15 protein-coding genes are annotated in these 19,443 nt (G+C 69.9%); 4 read left to right on the forward strand and 11 right to left on the reverse strand.

The window, feature by feature from the left end; all coding sequences use genetic code 11:
- The first annotated feature begins 6 nt into the window (after positions 1-6).
- Positions 7-927, forward strand: coding sequence for an SDR family oxidoreductase (locus KR546_RS09365; protein ID WP_238444443.1), 921 nt, complete (start codon positions 7-9; stop codon positions 925-927).
- Positions 928-965: 38 nt separating this feature from the next.
- Here KR546_RS09365 and KR546_RS09370 read toward each other — a convergent pair whose 3' ends face one another.
- Genes KR546_RS09370 through glgC form a run of 3 tightly spaced genes read right to left on the reverse strand, consistent with a single transcriptional unit; the run spans position 966 to position 4,244 of the window.
- Complete coding sequence (locus KR546_RS09370) at positions 966-1,745, reverse strand: AMP nucleosidase (protein ID WP_420804250.1); 780 nt, start codon at positions 1,743-1,745, stop codon at positions 966-968.
- A 49-nt stretch (positions 1,746-1,794) separates the two neighbouring features.
- Entirely contained in the window at positions 1,795-3,012 is a 1,218-nt protein-coding gene (glgA, locus tag KR546_RS09375) for a glycogen synthase (protein ID WP_238444444.1), read from the reverse strand.
- Entirely contained in the window at positions 3,009-4,244 is a 1,236-nt protein-coding gene (gene glgC / locus KR546_RS09380) for a glucose-1-phosphate adenylyltransferase (protein WP_238444445.1), read from the reverse strand. Before glgC ends, glgA begins: the two co-directional genes overlap by 4 nt.
- Before the next feature lie 175 nt (positions 4,245-4,419).
- Here glgC and KR546_RS09385 point away from each other — a divergent pair, with 175 nt between their 5' ends.
- Together KR546_RS09385 and KR546_RS09390 are read left to right on the forward strand one after the other, a co-directional pair.
- Entirely contained in the window at positions 4,420-5,670 is a 1,251-nt protein-coding gene (locus tag KR546_RS09385; RefSeq protein ID WP_238444446.1) for a DUF445 domain-containing protein, read from the forward strand.
- 999 nt (positions 5,671-6,669) lie between these two features.
- Complete coding sequence (locus KR546_RS09390; RefSeq protein ID WP_238444447.1) at positions 6,670-7,185, forward strand: CarD family transcriptional regulator; 516 nt, start codon at positions 6,670-6,672, stop codon at positions 7,183-7,185.
- 22 nt (positions 7,186-7,207) lie between these two features.
- Here the strand turns inward: KR546_RS09390 and KR546_RS09395 are convergent, their stop codons facing one another.
- Complete coding sequence (locus KR546_RS09395; protein WP_238444448.1) at positions 7,208-8,008, reverse strand: class I SAM-dependent methyltransferase; 801 nt, start codon at positions 8,006-8,008, stop codon at positions 7,208-7,210.
- A gap of 3 nt (positions 8,009-8,011) precedes the next feature.
- Positions 8,012-8,683: an ankyrin repeat domain-containing protein gene (locus KR546_RS09400; protein WP_238444449.1), complete on the reverse strand. Its 672-nt coding sequence runs from the start codon at positions 8,681-8,683 to the stop codon at positions 8,012-8,014.
- Positions 8,684-8,791: 108 nt separating this feature from the next.
- On the opposite strand from KR546_RS09400, the gene KR546_RS09405 reads away from it, so the two are divergent.
- The gene (locus KR546_RS09405; RefSeq protein ID WP_238444450.1) at positions 8,792-9,355 is read left to right on the forward strand and encodes a 5-formyltetrahydrofolate cyclo-ligase; all 564 of its coding nucleotides are present in this window, start codon (positions 8,792-8,794) and stop codon (positions 9,353-9,355) included.
- Between the two features lie 78 nt (positions 9,356-9,433).
- On the opposite strand, the gene KR546_RS19220 is transcribed toward KR546_RS09405, so the two are convergent.
- The 6 genes from KR546_RS19220 to KR546_RS09445 all read right to left on the reverse strand — a co-directional run bounded on the left by KR546_RS19220 (position 9,434) and on the right by KR546_RS09445 (position 19,388).
- Positions 9,434-12,229, reverse strand: coding sequence for a M14 family zinc carboxypeptidase (locus KR546_RS19220; RefSeq protein WP_274387873.1), 2,796 nt, complete (start codon positions 12,227-12,229; stop codon positions 9,434-9,436).
- A gap of 366 nt (positions 12,230-12,595) precedes the next feature.
- Complete coding sequence (locus KR546_RS09420; RefSeq protein ID WP_238444451.1) at positions 12,596-14,995, reverse strand: M14 family metallopeptidase; 2,400 nt, start codon at positions 14,993-14,995, stop codon at positions 12,596-12,598.
- Positions 14,996-15,277: 282 nt separating this feature from the next.
- Positions 15,278-16,009: an ABC transporter ATP-binding protein gene (locus tag KR546_RS09425; RefSeq protein ID WP_420804251.1), complete on the reverse strand. Its 732-nt coding sequence runs from the start codon at positions 16,007-16,009 to the stop codon at positions 15,278-15,280.
- A 32-nt stretch (positions 16,010-16,041) separates the two neighbouring features.
- On the reverse strand, positions 16,042-17,055 hold the full coding sequence (locus KR546_RS19225; protein WP_274387875.1) for an ABC transporter ATP-binding protein: 1,014 nt from the start codon (positions 17,053-17,055) through the stop codon (positions 16,042-16,044).
- An 11-nt stretch (positions 17,056-17,066) separates the two neighbouring features.
- Positions 17,067-18,062: a branched-chain amino acid ABC transporter permease gene (locus KR546_RS09440; RefSeq protein WP_238444452.1), complete on the reverse strand. Its 996-nt coding sequence runs from the start codon at positions 18,060-18,062 to the stop codon at positions 17,067-17,069.
- Between the two features lie 3 nt (positions 18,063-18,065).
- Positions 18,066-19,388, reverse strand: coding sequence for a branched-chain amino acid ABC transporter permease (locus KR546_RS09445; protein WP_238444453.1), 1,323 nt, complete (start codon positions 19,386-19,388; stop codon positions 18,066-18,068).
- Positions 19,389-19,443: the final 55 nt, after the last annotated feature.

The following is a 19,443-nucleotide window of genomic DNA, read 5'->3' on the forward strand; positions in this document are numbered from 1 at the left end:
CGGCCCATGGCGAACGCGCTGGAGGACAGGGTCGCACTAGTGGCGGGTGCGACCCGCGGCGCGGGACGGGCGATCGCCGTCGAGCTCGGTCGTGCCGGGGCCCACGTGTACGCCACCGGCCGCAGCAGCAGGACGTCGGGCCCGTCGGAGATCGGGCGGCCCGAGACGATCGAGGAGACCGGCGACCTGGTCGTGGCCGCCGGTGGGTCGTGCTCCGCCCTGGTCGTCGACCACGAGGACCCCGATGCCGTCGCCGACCTCGTGGCCCGCATCGACCGGGAGCAGGGCCGCCTCGACGTCCTGGTCAACGACATCTTCGGCGGCGATCGCTACGCCCAGTTCGGGTCGCCGCTGTGGGAGCACGACCTCCACGGGGGCCTGCGGATCCTCCGGATGGGCGTGGACACCCACCTTGTCACCAGCGCCCTGGCGATCCCACTGGTGCTGCGCTCCGGCGGCGGCCTGGTCGTCGAGATGACCGACGGCACCCGCGAGTTCAACGCCCACTACCGCCAGGGCGTCGGCTTCTACTACGACCTGGTGAAGGCCACGGTGGACCGGATCGTCCACTCGCTGGACACCGAGCTGGCCGACCACCCGGTGACCGCGCTGGGTGTCACGCCCGGCTGGCTCCGGTCCGAACACATGCTCGAGCAGTTCGGCGTGACCGAGAAGAACTGGACGGACGCCTGCCCGGACCACCCGGGCTTCGCGATCTCGGAGTCCCCGACCTACGTCGCCCGCGGGGTCGCGGCCCTGGCCGCCGACGCCGACGTGGCCCGGTTCGGCGGGCAGATCCTCACAGCGCGACAACTGGCCGACACCTACGACGTCACCGACGTCGACGGGTCGCGCCCGGACTGCTGGCGGCTGATCGCCGACCACGGCATCGGCGGCGGCGACGAGGTGGTCGCGCAGTACCGCTGATCCTGCCGGCCGGGGCGAGGGGCCGAGGACGCGACCCGTCAGAAGGTGAAGTGGCGGATGGACTCGCCGTCGTTGGCGATGTCGGTCATCGCCTCGATGCCCAGTTCGAGGTGGACTCGCGACCAGTCACGCGTCACGACGGTGTCGGACTCCTCGGACTTGATGCCCTCGAGGAGGTAGGGGGTGTCGGAGACCAGCAGCAGGGCGCCGTGCGGGATCTGGTTGGCGTGCGCGACGATGAAGAAGGTCGCGGTCTCCATGTCGATCGCCAGGGCGGTCAGCCGCCTGAGCCGCTCGAGGAACGCCGCGTCGTGCTCCCACACCCGCCGGTTGGTGGTGTAGACCACCCCGGTGCGGTACTCCATGCCCCGCTCGACGATCTTCTCGGACACGAACTTGTGCAGCTTGAACGACGGCAGCGCCGGGACCTCCGGCGGGAAGTAGTCGTCGGACGTGCCCTCGCCGCGGATCGCCGCGATCGGCAGGATGAAGTGGCCGATCTCGGTCGAGTGCTTGAGCCCGCCACACTTGCCCAGGAACAGCACGCCCGCCGGGTCGATCGCCGTCAGCAGGTCGGTGATCGTGGCCGCGTTGGAGGTGCCGATCCCGAAGTTGACCATGGTCAGGCCATCAGCGTTGGTGGCCGCCTGCATCGGTCGGTCGCGTCCGCGGACCTCGCAGTCGAAGTCGCTGGCGAAGGCCTCGAGGTAGGCCTTGAAGTTGGTGAGCAGCACGTAGTCGCCGAACTCGTCCAGTGGCATGCCGGTGTAGCGCGGCAGCCAGTCTGCGACGATCGCGGCCTTCTCGCGGGCCGGGATCTGGCTGGAGGCCGGGGTCGGCGTCGTGTCGGTCGGTTCGCTCACGAGGTCAGGCCAGCGCGCGGTACAGGTCGAGGGTCCGCTGGGCGATCGCCGACCAGCTGAACGCCTCGACGGCACGCTGCCGGCCCGCCGCCCCCATGGCCGCCGCCCGGTCGGGGTCGTCGACCAGGGCGGTGATCGCGCTGGCCAGGTCACGGGCGAACCCCTCCGGGTCGCGTGGCGTGCCGTAGTCGTCGTCGCCGGGCTCGTAGTCGACCAGCAGCCCGGTCTGGCCGTCCACGACGACCTCGGGGATGCCACCGACGGCCGAGGCGACGACGGCGGTCTCGCAGGCCATCGCCTCGAGGTTGACGATGCCCATCGGCTCGTAGATCGACGGGCACACGAACACGTCGGCGTGGGTCAGCAGTTGCACGACGTCGGCCTTCGGCAGCATCTCCTCGATCCAGGTCACGTTGCCACGGGTGGCCTGCAGCTCGGCGACGGTGGCGGCGACCTCGTCACCCAGGGCGCGGGTGTCGGGGGCGCCGGCGCACAGCACGACCTGCACGGCCGGGTCGAGGTGGGCGACGGCGTCGAGGAGGTGGGGCAGGCCCTTCTGGCGGGTGATCCGACCGACGAACAGCACCGTCGGGGCATCCGGGTCGAGGCCGTGTGCGGTGAGGACGTCGGTGTCGTGGTCGGGTGCGTACAGCTGCGTGTCGATGCCGTTGTGGATGACGGTGACCCGGTCGGGGTCGACCGCCGGGTAGCAGGACAGCACGTCGTCGCGCATCCCGCCCGAGACGGCGATCACCGCGTCGGCGTGCTCGATGCCCAGTCGCTCGCACCAGCTGGACAGGGCGTAGCCACCCCCGAGCTGCTCGGCCTTCCAGGGTCGCAGCGGCTCCAGCGAGTGGGTGGTGACCACGTGCGGGACGTCGTGGGTCATCGCCGACAGGTGGCCGGCGAGGTTCGCGTACCACGTGTGGCTGTGGACCAGGTCGACGTCGGCGGTGGCGGCGACCATCGACAGGTCGGTGGCCATCGTCCGCAGCGCCGCCAGCTCGGGGGCGTCGCCGGCCAGGGCGTCCCAGGTGCCGTGGGCGACGACCGCGGGCTGGTCGTCGGCGGTCGGGTCGGGACGCGGATCGCCCCAGCAGTGCACGGTGACCGGGGTCAGGGTGGCGAGGTGGCGGGCGAGTTCCTCGGCGTGGACCCCGGCCCCGCCGTACACGTCCGGTGGGTACTCGCGGGTCAGCAGTCCGACGTGGGGCGTGGTCATGCCGGCACCCTCCCGCCCTTGCCGACGACGACGATCCCGCCGTCGGAGATGGTGAAGCCACGGGCCCGGTCGCGTTCGTGGTCGCCCCCGATGCGTGCGCCCGGCTCGACCACCACGTCCTTGTCGAGGATGGCGTCGGTGACGACGGCACCCTCGCCGACCTCGACGTTGTTCAGCAGGACGCTGCGGCTGACCTCCGCGGTGGACTCGACCCGCACCCCCGGTGACAGGACCGATCGCCGGACCAGCCCACCGGAGATGATCACGCCCTCCGACACCATCGAGTCCACCGCCCGTCCACGACGGTCGTCCTCGTCCAGGACGAACTTGGCGGGGGGCAGGGGCTGGCGCCAGGTCAGGATGGGCCACCGGTCGTTGTAGAGGTTGAACGCGGGCTCGACCTCGACCAGGTCCATGTTGCCCTCGTGGTAGGAGTCCAGTGTCCCGACGTCGCGCCAGTAGGCGTGGTCGCTGGCGGTCTCGCCCGGCACCACGTGGCGCGAGAAGTCGTACACGGCCGCGTCGCCCGACTCGACCAGGTCGCGGACGATGTTGCCACCCATGTCGTGCTTGGAGTCGGTCGCGTCCGCGTCGGCCGTGACGGCGTCGACCAGCGTCTGGGTGGTGAACACGTAGTTGCCCATGGACGCGAAGACCTTGTCCGGGGCGTCGGGCAGCCCGATCGGGTCAGTGGGCTTCTCGTGGAAGCCGGTGATCCGGGTCGGGTCCTGGGCGCTGGTCTCGATGACCCCGAACGCGCTGGCCTCCTCGATCGGGACGCGGATGCCCATCACCGTGACGCCCGCCCCGGACGCGATGTGCTGCTCGAGCACCTGGCTGGGGTCGGCCCGGTAGATGTGGTCGGCGCCGAACACGATCACGTAGTCGGGCTTCTCGTCGCCGATGAGGTTGAGGTTCTGGAAGATGGCGTCCGCGGAGCCCGAGAACCAGTGCGGTCCACGCCGCATCTGGGCAGGGACCGGGGTGACGTAGGAGCCGGTCAGCGGGGACATCCGCCAGGTGACCGAGATGTGGCGGTCGAGGCTGTGGCTCTTGTACTGGGTCAGGACGGCGATCCGTCGGAACCCCCCGTTGACCAGGTTGGTCAGGGCGAAGTCGATCAGCCGGTAGGGCCCGCCGAACGGCACCGCGGGCTTGGCGCGATCCAGCGTGAGTGGCATCAACCGCTTGCCCTCGCCACCGGCGAGGACGATCGAGAAGACGTTGGGCATCGGGGGTGCCTTCCGGGTTGCGGACGTCCTTCGGCACGATAGGGGCTGCCCGTGCCGGCGACCGGGGGTTCGCCCGAGCCGGGCCGTGGTGGGGTCGATCTGGTGGGGTCGATCGCGTGGCCGGCGGTAGTGTCCCGCCGGGATGCTGGCAGGCCGAGGTGGAGGGCCGCACTTCGTGACGACGTCGACGGTCGGCGACGAGGACCGCCGTGCGGGGCTGAGGGCCGCGCGACGTCGGGCCACGGGCCTGCTCGTGGTCGTGACCGCGGTCTTCGCCGCGACCTTCCTGGTGGACGAGACCACCCTGGTCGGGTTCGTGCGGGCCACCGCCGAGGCGGCGATGGTGGGCGGGCTGGCCGACTGGTTCGCCGTGGTCGCCCTGTTCCGCCACCCTCTGGGCATCCCGATTCCCCACACGGCCGTGATCAGCCAGTCCCGCGACGGCCTGGGCGCGAACCTCGGCACGTTCGTGGAGGACCAGCTGCTGGACCCGCAGGTGGTCGCCGAGCGGCTGCGTGCCGCCGACCTGGCCGGGCGGGTCGGGGCGTGGCTGCGGGTGCCGGCCAACGCCGAGCGGGTCGCTGGCTCGGTCGCCACGACGCTGGCGACGGTGCTGGACGGGCTGGACCGTCGCGCAGTGGCCGACGACCTGGCGGAGCTGGCCGCCCGGGGACTTGCTGCCATGCCGGTGGCCGACCTGGCCGGCCGGGGCCTCGCGGCGGCGATCGCCGAGGACCAGCACCAGGAAGTGCTGACCGCCGCGATCCGTGGGGTCCGCCAGGCGCTGGACGACCATCGCGCCGTGCTGCGCGCTCGGCTCGGCCGCGAGTCGCCGTGGTGGGTGCCGCCGGCGGTCGACGACGTCGTCTACGACCGCGCGGCCGACGCCCTGCAGCGGTTCCTGGGTGAGCTGGCCGAGGATCCCGACCACGAGCTGCGCCGCTCGGTCGACGACCAGCTGCAGGTGCTGGTCGTGCGACTGCGCAGCGACCCGGAGGTCGCCGCCCGGCTCGCCGAGCGGGTCGACGACCTCGCCAACCGCGACGAGGTCCAGGCGTGGGCGACGACCACGGCCGAGCACCTGGTCGAGGCGATGGCCAGCTCGGCGCTGGACGACCAGTCCCAGGTCCGGGACCGCCTGACCCGGGCGATCACGACCCTGGGCGAGCAACTGACCACGGACCCACAGTTGCGACACCGGGTCGACGAGTGGATCACCGACCTGGCCCCCATGATCGCCGACGCCAGTCGTCGCGAGGTCGGCCGGATCATCGCCGACACCGTGCAGGGCTGGGACCTCGAGGACACCTCCAGCCGGCTCGAACTGTGGCTCGGCCGTGACCTCCAGTGGGTCCGCATCAACGGCACCCTGGTCGGCGGCCTGGTCGGACTCGTCCTCCACACCATCACCGTCCTCGCCACCTGACGGCCGGTCCCCCCCCCGACGCCCCGCCGAGAAACCCCGTCCCCGCCCCGAGCGTGATGGCTCAGTGCAACAGTCCGCACGATCCCATCACGGTCGGCGAGTCGGTGCACGAGACCAGGCAGGCACGTCTCGCAGCGAGAGACTGTGCCGACAGGAAAAAGGTGGAGCCCCGGCGCTTCTCAGCAGTCCGGGGCTCCGGCGGGGACGGCTTGGCGCTGTCCGGTCTCGAAGCCCCGTGAGGGGCGAGCCCGGCGCAGCGGCTTGGCGCCTCCGCAGACCAGGTCCTACGTCTGCCGTCGTCCGGCCCGAAGGCCGTCCTCCAGCATCCGTGGCCCCCGAAGGAGCCGCTGTGGACCCAGCCGCGCCGATCCTTCCGGGCCGAAGCCCTTCCAGCCGACGCTTTGCCAAACTCCAGCGCAGTGGACCTTGGCTCGGCGGCTCCCCTCCGAAGAGGGACTCCGCCTGCAGGAACCTCTGCGCGGCTCCTGCGGTCTCCGGTGGTGTTGCCACCCTCGGCGACTGGTTGGAACAGTAGCCGACGACCCCCCTGGCCTGTCCAGTCCTCGACGGGAAATGCTCGCTTTTGGAGACGTCGTGCGGTATGGCCGCACACTTTCCCACAACCCTGCACGGACCCCCCGTTCCATGTGCTAACGACGGCGCACGATGGTGTGAAATGCAAGTTCGTCACTGAGCTCGAACGTGGCGTTCTCCGTCCTCTGTGGGGCGTGTTCGCCGCCGTCCAGTCCACCGCCCCACGAGCTCGACGACCGCCGACGGCATTCCACATGTCTCGTCCTTCGGCCAGTGTCCGTCCGGTGGGTCCGATACGCTCGCCGGTGGCCAGGTGGGGCCTGTCACGCTGTCGACCCAGGTCACCTCGCACGCGGAACGGGCGCACCGCCATCCCCCGAAACTCCCCGGCGATCGTCCACGCGCTCGGGGCCGGCGTGCTCCATCGCGGTCGCCCACACTGCCCCCAACGCCTCGGAGCCTCGCTTGTCGCTCACCTACGCCGTCGGAGACACCGTCATCCACCCCCACCACGGGGCCGCCACGATCGACGACGTGGAGCAACGAGAACTCAACGGCGACCAGGTCGAGTACGTCGTCCTGACCTCCCCCTTCAACGACCTCACCCTCAAGGTTCCGGTGTCACGGGTCGAGGACGTCGGGATCCGGGCGTGCATGTCGACAGAGCGCCTCACCGAGGTGGTCGCGGTGCTCGAGGACGAGCCCACCCCGCAGAAGGGGCACTGGTCCCGCCGCTTGAAGCGCAACCAGTCCCGCATGCGCTCCGGTGAGCCGGCGAAGCTCGCCATGGTCGTCCGCGACCTGACCGCCAAGCTGAACACCAAGGGCCTGTCCCCGGCCGAACGCCGCATCCACCGGACCTCGCGACGCATGCTGCACGGCGAGATCGCTGCCGTCGTGGACGGCGGCGCCGAGGCTGCCGACGCGCTGCTCGACGAGGCCCTGTTGCGTCACATGGCCGACGACGACACCGAGGACTGAGCCACGGGTCGCCGGCCCGGCATCACCCCGGTCGTCGGGCCACGACCACGACGTAGTCCTGCTCGTCGTCGAGCGGGCGCCCGTCGAGGTCGCCGACGACGTCGGTGGTCGCCAGCCCGCGACCCTCGACCATCGCCACCAGTTCCTCCGGTCGGTACAGCCGCTGGACGGTGCCCGTCGACACCGCGACGCCCGCTCGTGGCTCGAGCCGGTAGTGGCTCGTCAACTGCTGCGTGGCCGCGGCCCAGCGACGGTGTGCCCGGACCGTGACGCCGTCGACCTCGACGACCTCGCGCTCGGGCTCGGCCAGCGCGGCAGCCCGGTTGGCGACCTCGAGGACCAGGCGACCGCCCGGCGCCACGGCATCGGCCAGGCTGTCGAGCAGGACCTCGTCCTGGGCCTGCGTCGGGAAGTAGCCGAAGCTGTTGTAGAGGTTGACGACCAGGTCGAAGGGGGGCCCGTGGCCGTCGGCCGGCAGGGGCAGGTCCAACGGACGACGCAGGTCGGCGTCGACGACCCGCAGGTCGATCCCGGCACCACCGGCGTCGCGGCGCGCCCGGTCCAGCAGCCCCGGGGCCCGGTCGACCAGGGTGACCCGCGCACCCAGCAGGGCCAGCGGGATGGCGTGGCGGCCCGCACCTCCCGGCGCGTCCAGCACGCGCCACCCCGGCCGGAACCCGACCAGTCCCAGCAGGTCGTTGACGGCGCGCTCGGTCTCCTCGGGCGTGATGGCCGGTGCGAACAGGGCCTCGTAGTGCGTGTCGAAGAAGTCCAGGAACCAGTCCGGCGCCACGGCAGGGCTGCCGGACTCGTCGGTCGGCACGGCTCAGCCCCCGAGCAGGTCGACGAGCCCGTGGTTGCCGGCGTCCTCGGCGTGGCGGGCAGCGGTCCGGCCGTCGTCGTCGGTGGTGCCCCGCCGGGCGCCCGCTGCCAGCAGTCGCTCGATCATGACTGGCTGACCACCGGCTGCGGCTCCCATCAGCGGCGTGAAGCCACCGGCCTGCCGGACGTCGACGGTGGCGCCGGCATCCACCAGTGCCGTCACGGTCGCCGGGTCGCCGCTGGCGACCGCGCTGTGGAGCGGGCGCACCTGCGAGTCGTTGTCCGCGATCGTCTCGATGTCGGCGCCGAGGTGGACCAGCAGGATCGTCACGCCGGTGCGGCCGAGGAAGGCCGCCAGGTGCAGCGGCGTGAAGCCGTCGACCGTGCGGGCACCCAGGGCCGCGGGATCGTCGGCGACGATGGCGGCGACGCGGGCCTGGTCGCCCATGGCCGCGGCCTCGAGCACGTCGAGGTCGAGGTCTGCCACGTCCATGGCGGCGGCGACGTCACCGGCCAGCCGCGGCCGGCCGTGGTACAGCGCCGTGAGCAGCAGCGAGACCTCGCCCGGGACGGTCGCCCGTGGGGCGCCCGGGTCCTCCTCGAACGCGCGCAACAGGGTCCCCCGGTCCCCGTCGATCACCGCCTGGCGAAGGGCCGCTGCATCGGTCGCACCCATGGTCCCCACTGTCGTCCGCTCCGCACGCCATGCTAGGAGGCGACGAGCATGCCGGACGATGCCAGTCGCGCACGGCCAGACGAGGTCGCTGCCGTCACGGAGGACACGATGACCACCCCGTACCCGGGACCCGACGCCGACAAGTCGACACTGCGCGCCTGGGCGCGGGCGCTGGCGCCGGCCACGCCGGTCGAGAGCCGCGCGGTCACCATCCGACTGGCGGCGTCGACGTGGACGGCACGGGTCCGACGAGCCTGCGTCTACCTGGCCATGCCGGGCGAGGTCGACCTCGCCGACCTCCCGGCCCAGTTGCCCGACGTGGACTGGGTCACCACCCGCACGACCGACGACCCGCTGCTCACCGTCCATCCGCTCGACGCGCCGCGGGAGCGCCACCGGTTCGGGTTCGCCCAGCCGGTGGAGGGCGCCCGCCGGATCGACCCGTCGACCGTCGACGTGTGGCTCGTGCCCGGCCTGGCGTTCGCGCGGACCGGAGACCGACTGGGCAACGGCGCGGGCTACTACGACCGGTTGCTCGCCCACGCGGCACCCTCCGCGACCACCGTCGGGGTGACGCTCGCACGCCGACTGGTCGACACGCTCCCACGCGAGCCCCACGACGTGGTGATGGACCTGGTCGTCCACGAGGACGGCACCAGCGGACCGGGCTGACCGCCGCCCGCGTGGCTCCGGCCCGGGCCGGGAGCGAGCTGCTCCCGACCCGGGCCGGTCCGTCAGGACACGCCCGGATCAGCCGATCCGGAAGTCTGCCTTCCTCGAGTTGTTGCCACGACCGGGCGTGTAGCCCTTCTCGGTGTTGCCCGAGGCGTCGACGGAGAACCACCGCACGGTGGTGTCGGAGGAGATCATGATCTCCTCACCGCCCTCGCGGACGCCGGCCGACTCGTAGACGGGTGAGTCGTAGTCCGGGCGCGAGCCGTCGAGCGTGTAGTAGATGTCGACCGGCTCGGAGGCACCGAAGGTCAGCGCCACCGGCTCGTCGTAGTTGCCCGGCTCCGGGTCGGTCCAGCTCTCCGGCGGTCGCCGGTCGGCGGCCCAGTCGTTGGCGACGTCGTAGAGCTCGATGACGCCGTTGGAGAACTCCATCATCTGGTTGAAGGCCTCGTCCCATTCCGGCTGGAAGGACGTGCCGACCTCGAAGTTCCACGCGTACAGGCCGTGCTTGTAGTACAGCATGTCGCCCGAGTTGCCGGCCGCCGAGTACAGCACGTCCGCGATCGGCCCGGTCCGGGCCGGCGTGACCGTCAGGCCGCGCCACTCGTGGATCTCGGTGAGGATGTCCTCCGACGCGGCGAAGAAGTAGTCCTCGGTGCCCAGGCTCGGGCGCGGCAGGGTCTCTCGACCCGGCACGACGTAGGCCCCTGGCGACCACATGAAGTAGTTGCCCGAGCTGTGGATGTTCATGGCGAACTTGATGTTGTCGTAGGTCGCCGGGACCCAGTCCACGTTCTTGCTCTCCGGCTCCGACAGCTCGGACGGCCCCGAGAAGACCGCCGACGTGCAGCTGGTCGACGCACCGTCGTAGCCGTCGAACAGCGACCCGACGTCGTAGTTGCGGTTGTTGTCGACGCCCCACGCGTTGCGCGCGTTGAAGTCGTTGGGATCGCCCGCTCCGCAGTAGTTGGTCATGTTCTTGCGCTGCGAGGCGAAGTCGTAGTAGCTGTACAGCTGCCCGTCGGGGTTGACGGTCGGGATGATGAAGATGTCGAGGTTGTTCACCAGCTTCTTCGTCTCGGCGTCGGTCTTGTAGTTGTGGAGCAGCCGGTAGGCCGTCTCGATGTTGACCAGCGGCGTCTGCCACTCGCGTGCGTGCTCCTGGCTGTAGGTCATGACCCCCAGCTTGGAACCGTCGCGGTGCTTGCCGATGCGCAGCATCAGCGGCTGGAACGGCTCACGCTCGACGTACTCGGGCGCGTTCAGCCCGTCAGTCATCTCCTGGCTGCCTGCCTGGACGACACCACCGCCACTGCTGCCGCGGTAGGTCGTGGCGGACACCAGCGCGCTGGCATCGGGCGAGGCGTTGATCGCGGCCACCACCTGCGCGGCAGTCGAGATCACGGCCCCGGCGGCGTTGGTGCCAAGGCTCACGGTGATGTCGTCACCGGACACCGCCACCGACAGTGGACTGTCCGTGGCGCCCGGGTCGACGTACCTGATCGTCAGGTCGTTGCCGCCCTCGTGGCCCCAGGCGTGCGAGGTCAGCACGACCCGCGAGGACGTGCCGCCGCCGGACAGCGCCATGGCGTTGCGCCGGTAGCCGTTGGTCTCGTAGGGCAGCTCGATGATGTCGGTGAGGTCCGGGAACTGCTCGTGCAGGTCGGCCAGGATCTCGTTGGTCTCGTAGACGTCCGGGTAGTGGTCCAGGAACCCCTGGAAGTACGTCGGCGAGTTGTCCTTGGTCGGCTCGCCCAGCCACTCGGTCACGTCGGCCTCGGCCGACCCACCCATCGAGCTGGTGACCCGCACCCGGGTCGGCACGACGGCCTCCTCCGCGGCGAGCGTGCCGGTGGTCGGCAGTCCGGCCTTGATGGCGGCTCCGTCGTCCTGGGAGACCATCACCGACGGGATCGTGATCGACGAGTCGCTGCCGCCCATCGAGAAGGGCGCTCCCCCGTCGTTGTTGGCGACGATCACGGCGACCGCACCCGCGGCCTGGGCGTTGCTGACCTTCTGGGTGAAGGGACAGCTGCCGCGGTCGACCAGGGCGATGTTGCCGGCAGTGAAGCCGACGAGCGGGTCACAGCCCTCGGTCGGGGCACCACTGTTGTCATCGACCAGCTCGATGGTCCCGCTGACCCCAGTCGTGTCCGGAGCCGATCCGAAGCCGGCCAGCACGGCCTCCACCCCTCCGATGCCGTCCACTTCCAGCGAGATGATGCCCGACAGGTTGAACTGGCCACGGTGGTACTGGTACTCGCCGGCATCGACGAAGGCATCCAGTTCGGCACTGCCGCCGTCCCCGATCTCGGTGCCCTCGCCTGCGTCCCACTCGACGGTCAGGTCGACGGCCTGCTCCTCGGTGGACTTGGCCTCGACCGACAGGTACTGGTCGCCCAGCGAGGTGAACCGGTCGGCCCGCGCGACCACGACCGTGTCGGTGGCCTCGACGGCCAGCGCCTCCGCCACGGCCTCGGCCGCCTCGATCGTCTCGGCGCGCTCGTCCATGAGCGCCACGCGGTTGGCCTCGATCTGTGCCGCCGTCTCCTCCACGGACACGGTCACGCCCATGGCCTCGAGTGCTGCCACCTCCTCGGGCCACACGATGCCGGTGACCTCGAACCCGGAACCGACCGGCTCCACGTCGTGGTCCAGGTCGGTGCCGGCCGCGACCACCTCGTCGAGGGTGTCACGGTCCGGGATGACCAGCGTGGCCACGGATGGTCCGACGTCGGACGGGCCGGCGGGGGGATCCTCGGCGCTGGCGGTGGCACCCGGCAACAACGCCAGGGCGACCGCCAGTGCGAGCGCGACCACGCCGAGAACGCGGCGCAGCAGCAGTGCATCGGTTGGGGAGTGCGACGACATGTGGGCCTCACAGTGCCGGTGGCCGCACGACGGCGACCACGTCAGGACGCCTCGGACCGCCGGTGCCCCCGAGCAACCTGCCCCGGCCCGAGGACCTCGACACCGCCCGCCCCATGTTCGAGGACGGCATCACCGGGGTCGACGACCCCAGTCGTCCGAGTAAAGACGCACGGTGACGACTGGTCAACAGGCTTTGTGCGACTGGCGTCCGAACGTGTGCAGAAACCTCGATGCACACCATGTTTCCCGGTGTGGCCACGTGGCACGGCCAGCCATCCCGGCGGTGATGGAACGAGGGCGAACCGTGTCGGCCCAGGCCGGGAGCGTGCTGCTCCCGGCCCGGGCCGACACCCGGTGCAGTGAGGCTCAGCCGATCGTGATCGTTGCCTTGCGGGCGTTGTTTCCGCGACCCGGCACGTACCCCTTCTCGACGTTGCCCGAGGCATCGACGGAGAACCACCGGACGGTGGTCGTCGCGTCGATCATGATCTCCTCGCCGCCCTCACGCACGCCCGCGGACTTGTACTGGGTCGACGCCAGCGTCGGCGCCGAACCGTCCAGGGTGTAGTAGACGTCCGCCGGCTCCGACGTCGTGAACGTCAGCGCGACGGGGCCGCTGTGGCGTCCCCCGGGCGGGCTGATCGAGCTCTCCGGCGGCCGGACGTCGTTGGTCCAGTCGTTGGCGACGTCGTAGAGCTCGACGACGCCGTTGGAGAACTCCATCATCTGGTTGTACGCCTCGTCCCACTGCGGCTGGAAGGACGTGCCGACCTCGAAGTTCCAGGCGTACAGCCCGTACTCGTAGTACAGCATGTCCCCCGAGTTGCCCGCCGCCGAGTACAGCACGTCGGCGATCGGCCCGGTCCGAGCCGGCGTCACGGTCAGCCCCCGGTATTCGTGGATCTCGGTGAGGATGTCCTCGGACGCCGCGAAGAAGTAGTCCTCGGTCCCCAGGCTCGGCCGTGGCAGCACTTCGCGACCCGGCGTGACGTAGGCACCCGGCGACCACATGAAGTAGTTGCCCGAACTGTGGATGTTCATCGCGAACTTGATGTTGTCGTACTCGCCCGGGATCCAGTGGATGTTGGCCGACTCCGGCTCGGACAGCTCGGCCGGTCCGGCGAAGGTCCCGGACGTGCAGCTGGTCGACGCGCCGTTGTAGCCGTCGAACAGGCTGCCGATGGTGTAGTTGCGGTTGTTGTCCACGCCCCACTGGTCGCGGGCGTTGAAGTCGTTGCTCTGGCCGATCCCGCAGTACCGGGTCATGTTCTTGCGCTGCGACGCGAAGTCGTAGTAGCTGTACAGCTGCCCGTCGGGGTTGACCGTCGGGACGATGAAGATGTCGAGGTTGTCGACGATCTTCTTCGTCTCGGCATCGGTCTTGTAGTTGTACAGCAACCGGTGCGCGGTCTCGAGGTTGACCAGCGGCGTCTGCCACTCGCGGGCGTGTTCCTGCGAGTAGGTCATGACGCCGGTCTTCGAGCCGTCACGGTGCTTGCCGATGCGCAGCATCAGCGGCTGGAACGGCTCGCGCTCGACGTACTCGGGCGCGTCCAGCCCGTCGTCCAGCTGGGCCGGGCCGGCCGGGACGACCACGCCTGCGCCGCTGTTGCCGCGATAGGTGTAGGCCACCACCAGGTCCGAGGCGGACGGCGAGGCGTTGAGCGCCGCCACCACCTGGGCCGCCGTGGAAGTCACCACGCCGGCGCCGTCGGTGGCCAGGCTGACCGTGATGTCGTCACCCGAGACCGACACCGACAGCGGTGCGTTCGCCGTGCCGGGGGCGACGTAGGCGATCGTCAGGTCGTTGCCACCCTCGTGGCCCCAGGCATGGGAGTCGACCCCGACGCGCTGGCTCGTGGCCCCGCCGGACAGCTGCTGGGCGTTGCGTCGGTAGCCGTTGGTCTCGTAGGGCAGCTCGATGATCTCGGTCAGGTCCGGGAACTGCTCGTGCAGGTCGGCCAGGATCTCGTTGGTCTCGTAGACGTCCGGGTAGTGGTCGAGGAACCCCTGGAAGTACGTCGGCGAGTTGTCCTTGGTCGGCTCGCCCAGCCAGTCGGTCACGTCGGCCTCGGCCGAGCCACCGTTGGAGCTGGTCACGCGGACACGGGTCGGGGACTCCGCCCCGCCAGACAGGTTGATCTGGCGCCGGTGGTACTGGTACTCGCCGGCGTCGTTGAACGCCTGGAGGGTGGTGCTGCCGCCGTCACCGATCTCGGTGCCCGCACCGGCGTCCCACTCCACGGTCAGGGTCACGGTGTTCAGGTCGGTGCTCTTGGCCTCGACCGACAGGTACGGGGTGCCCAGCGAGGTGAAGCGGTCTGCACGGGCGATGACGACCGTGTCGGTGGCCTCGATCGCGAGGGCGTCGGCCAGCTCGGCCTCGGCCGACATGGTCGCTTCGCGCTCGTCCATCAGCGCCTCGCGGCTCGCCTCGAGCTGGGCGGCGGTCTTCTTGACCGTCACGCCGACACCGCGGGCGCGCAGGTCGGACACGTCGTCGGGCCAGACGACACCGGTGACCTCGTAGCCGGATCCGACCGGCTCGAGGTCATGGTCGAGGTCGATCCCGGAGTCCGCCACCACGTCGAGGGTCGCTCGATCGGGGATGGACAGGGTGACCAGGGACGGTCCGTCGACGGCGGGGGGATCCTCCGCGCTGGCGGTCGTGCCCGGCAGCAGTGCCAGGGCGACGGCCAGCGCGAGGACGACCACGCCGAGCAATCGGCGCAGCGTCGGTGCGGAGGTGCGTGCGGGGGATGTCATCGGGGCCTCACAGTCCCTTGGGGTCCACGCCGGAGGCGCGGCCGGTCCGGTGCCTCGGATCGCGCGAGCCCAGGGGATTGCCCCGTCGGACGCCCCGAACCGCCCCTCGTGGGGGACGGCACCGCGGGGCCGTCGGCCCCACTGACGGAGGAGTATCCAACTGTACGATCGTAAAGTCAACAGTCTTCGTGCGGCCCGCGAACGAAGTCCTGCCACGCTGGACCCGGGTGGACGCAGACCGGCCCCCGCCGAAGCGGGGGCCGGTGTCCGTGGGGTGGTCCGTCAGGCCTTGGCGAGCGTCCCCAGGTACAGCTCGATGACCTTCGGGTCGTCGAGCAGGTCGCGACCACCACCGGTGTAGGCGTTGCGGCCCTGGTCCAGCACGTACCCGCGGTCACAGATCTGCAGGCACCGGCGGGCGTTCTGCTCGACCATGATGATCGACACGCCAGTCTTGTTGATCCGCTTGGCGTTGATGAACACCTCGTCCTGGAGGTCGGGCGACAGGCCGGCCGACGGCTCGTCCATCAGCATGACCTCGGGGTCCATCATCAGCGCACGGCTCATCGCCAGCATCTGGCGCTCACCGCCGGACAGCGCGCCGGCCCGCTGGTCCAGCCGCTCCCCCAGCCGTGGGAAGGTCTCGATCGTGGACTCGAGGCGCCGGGAGAACTTGCTCTGGTCGAGGTAGCAGCCCATCTGCAGGTTCTCGCGGATGGTCAGGCTCGGGAAGACGTTCTCCGTCTGGGGCACGTAGCCGATCCCCATCTCCACCAGTTCGTGCGCGGGCTTGTCGGCGATGTCCTCGCCACGGAAGGTGACGTCCCCGGAGCGGACCGGGATCAACCCGAACAGCGCCTTGAGCAAGGTCGACTTGCCGGCGCCGTTGGGCCCGACGATCCCGACGATCTCGCCCTCGTGGAGGGTGAGGTCACAGCCGTTGAGGATGTCGACCTCCGGGACGTAGCCCGCCACGACCTCCTTGACCTCGACGATGACCGGCGTGTCGGGCATCTCGACCCCGCCGCCGACGGTCTCCATGTCACTCATGTGGTCGCTCCGTCCTCGTTGTGGGCGTCGTCCGCCCGGTGGTCGTGGGCCACGTCACGTTCGTCGTCGTGGGCTACCTCACGCTCGTCGTCGTGGACCACGTCAGGCTCGTCGTGGACCGGTTGACCCTCGTCACCGCGGATGACGTCGCCCTCGTCGTCGAAGGTCAGGTCCGAGTCGTGGTGCGAGCCCAGGTAGGCGTCCACCACGGCCTCGTTCTTGGAGATCGCGTCGGGCGTGCCCTCGGCGATGATCTTGCCCTCGGCCATGACCACGACCCAGTCGGCGATCTCGTGGACCACGTCCATGTCGTGCTCGACGAAGATGATGGTCATCCCCTCGTCGCGCAGCCCGGTGACGTGCTGGAGCAGTGACTGGGTCAGGGCCGGGTTCACCCCGGCCGTGGGCTCGTCGAGCATCACCAGCTCGGGATCGGTCATCAGCGACCGCGCCATCTCCAGCAGCTTGCGCTGGCCCCCGGAGAGGGTGCCAGCGAACTCGTCACGCATGTGGTCCATCTTGAAGCGCACCAGCAGCTTGTCGGCGCGCTCCTCGATCGACTCCTCCTGCTCGTTCCACAACGGCTTGATCAGGGCCGGGAGGAACCGCTCACCCCGCTGCTCCTTGACCCCGAGCTTCATGTTCTCGATCACCGGCAGCCGGGTGAGCGACTTGGTCAGCTGGAAGGTCCGCACCATGCCCTGGCGGGCGAGCTTGTTCGGCGAGATGCGTCGTGGCATGGCCTCGCCGTTGAACTCGACCGCCCCCTCGTTGGGGGTGTCGAAGCCCGTCAGGAGGTTGAAGAACGTGGTCTTGCCGGCACCGTTGGGCCCGATCAGGGCCGTGATCCAGTGGCGCTGGATCTCGAGGTGCTCGACGTCCACGGCCCGCAGCCCGCCGAACTGGCGGACCATGGTGTCGACCTCGAGGATCGGGTCGGGCTTGGACGACCCGGGCACCGCCTCGATGCCGTCGGTCGGGATCCGTCCCGGATGGTCGGTGGTCGTCATGGTGTCCTCGGTCATCGGTCCGCCAACATCATCTCGTTGCGATCACCGAACACGCCCTGGGGTCTGAAGGCCATCAGCAGCATCAGCCCGAGTCCGACGATCATGAACCGGATCGAGCCTCCCCGGACCCCGGCCGTGACGGCCGCCGGCACGATCCCTGCCTGCGTCGCCTGGTCGAGCACGTTGTTGGCCAGCGACAGGATCATCCAGAACGCCACCGCGCCGAAGATCGGCGACCAGATCCGGCCCACGCCACCCAGGATCAGGGCCGTCCAGATGAAGAAGGTGACCGGCGGCGAGTACACGTCGGGCTGGACGGTGGACTGGCCGACCGACAGCACGATCCCGGCGAGACCGCCCAGCACGCCACCCAGGATCAGCGACTGCATCTTGTACCAGTAGGCGTTCTTGCCCAGGGCCCGGGCCGCGTCCTCGTCCTCACGGATCGACTTGAGCACCCGGCCCCACGGACTGCGCATCAACAGCCACACCAGCAGCGTCACCAGGACCGCCAGGGTCCAGCCGACGATGATGATGTAGGCCTGGTTGCCGAACACCTTCACCGAACCGAACCCGTAGGCAACGGATGGATCGAACGGGTTCCAGACGTAGAACCCGTCGGCGAAGCCATTGATCCCGTTCGAGCCACCCGACCAGTCGGTGAGTGCCACGGATCTGAACGTCAGCCGGATGATCTCGGACGCGGCGATCGTGACGATCGCCAGGTAGTCCGCACGCAGCCGGAGGGTCGGGACCCCCAGGAGCAGTGCCAGGAACACGGCGGCCAGCAGGCCGATGATGAACGCCAGCCACACGGGGGCGCCGTACTGCGTGATGGAGATCCCCACCCCGTAGGCGGAGATCGACATGAACCCGACCTGGCCGAAGTTCAGCAGTCCGGTGTAGCCGAAGTGGACGTTGAGCCCGACCGCGGCGATGGCGTAGACCGCGGCCTCGCGCGAGATGCCCGCGAGGATCGCGTTGCGAAAGATGACTTCCCAGTCCATGGATCAACCCACCCGTTCGGAGCGACCGAGGATGCCCTGTGGTCTGACCACCAGGATCAGGATCAGGGCCACCATCGCGGCGGCGTTCTTGAGTTCGGACGGAATGACCAGGGTCGACATCTGGATGAAGACCCCGACGACGAGGCTTCCCACGAGCGCGCCGTAGGCCGTCCCGATGCCGCCGAGGATCACGCCGGCGAAGATCGGCAGGAGCAGGCGGAAGCCCATGATCCAACTGACCGACTCGCCGAGGCCCCACAGGATCCCGCCGAAGGCGGCCAGTCCACCACCGACGGCCCACACGATCAGGATCACGCGCTGGACGTCGATGCCGGACGACTCGGCCAGGTCCCGGTTGTCCGAGACCGCCCGCATCGCCCGCCCGATCTTGGTCCTCTGGAGCACCAGGCCGACCCCGACCAGGACGATGATCGAGATGAGGACCGACCAGATGTCCTTGGGCGGCAGCACGATCGGTCCGATCTCGATGCCGCGCTGGATGTTGTAGTTGCCGTAGGAACGTGGATCGCCTCGGAAGACGTACAGCAGGCCGTACCTCAGGAACAGCGACAGGCCGATGGTGATCACCAACTGGGCGATCAACCCCACCCCGCGCTTGCGCAGTGGTCGGAAGATGCCCAGGTCCATCAGGGCGCTGGCACCCGCGGTGGCGATGATCGCCAGGATCGCGGCCAGGATGAGGTGCATGCCGATGGTCACGTTGAAGAAGTAGGCGATCACGGCGCCGATGCTGATCAGCTCGCCGTGGGCGAAGTTGACCAGCTGGGTGGTGCCGAAGACCAGTGACAGGCCGATGGCCATCATCGCGATCAGCAGGCCGAGCTTGATGCCCTCGACGAACAGCTGCAGGACCAGCCGCAGGTCGAACCCGCTGTCTGCACCCGGTCCCGGCCCTTCACCGATCGGGAACAGCACGGGCCGCACCTGGCCCGGGTTGACCGTCAGCGTGCGCGACGGCTCGTCGGGGTTGCGCAGGCTCGCGTCGTCGGGGAACGACTCGACGTCGACGGTGACGGTGTACTCACCGGTGTCGGTCACCTCGACGGTCCAGGCCCCCTCGGCGTCGGAGACGGCCTCGCCGACGACCGCACCGTCGGCGTCGGTCACCTCGACCCGCACGCCCTCGACCGGGGTGGGCCCGTCTTCGCCCTCGGGGTTGGTGAACGTGCCCTGGAAGCCGAGCTCCGGTCCCTCGTCCTGTGCCATGGCGGGAATCTGCAGGGATCCCAGCGTCACGGTGAGCAGGAGGAGCAGGAGCAGTCGATGGCGCCAGGACCATTTCGACGCCCCCCGGTCAGCGGTCATCGTGTTCATGTTCCTCCCTGGGCCTCGCCTGCCAGCAGCCTGCGGGCAGACTAGT

Source organism: Salsipaludibacter albus (genome assembly GCF_019798055.1).
GTDB classification, from domain to species: domain Bacteria; phylum Actinomycetota; class Nitriliruptoria; order Nitriliruptorales; family Nitriliruptoraceae; genus Salsipaludibacter; species Salsipaludibacter albus.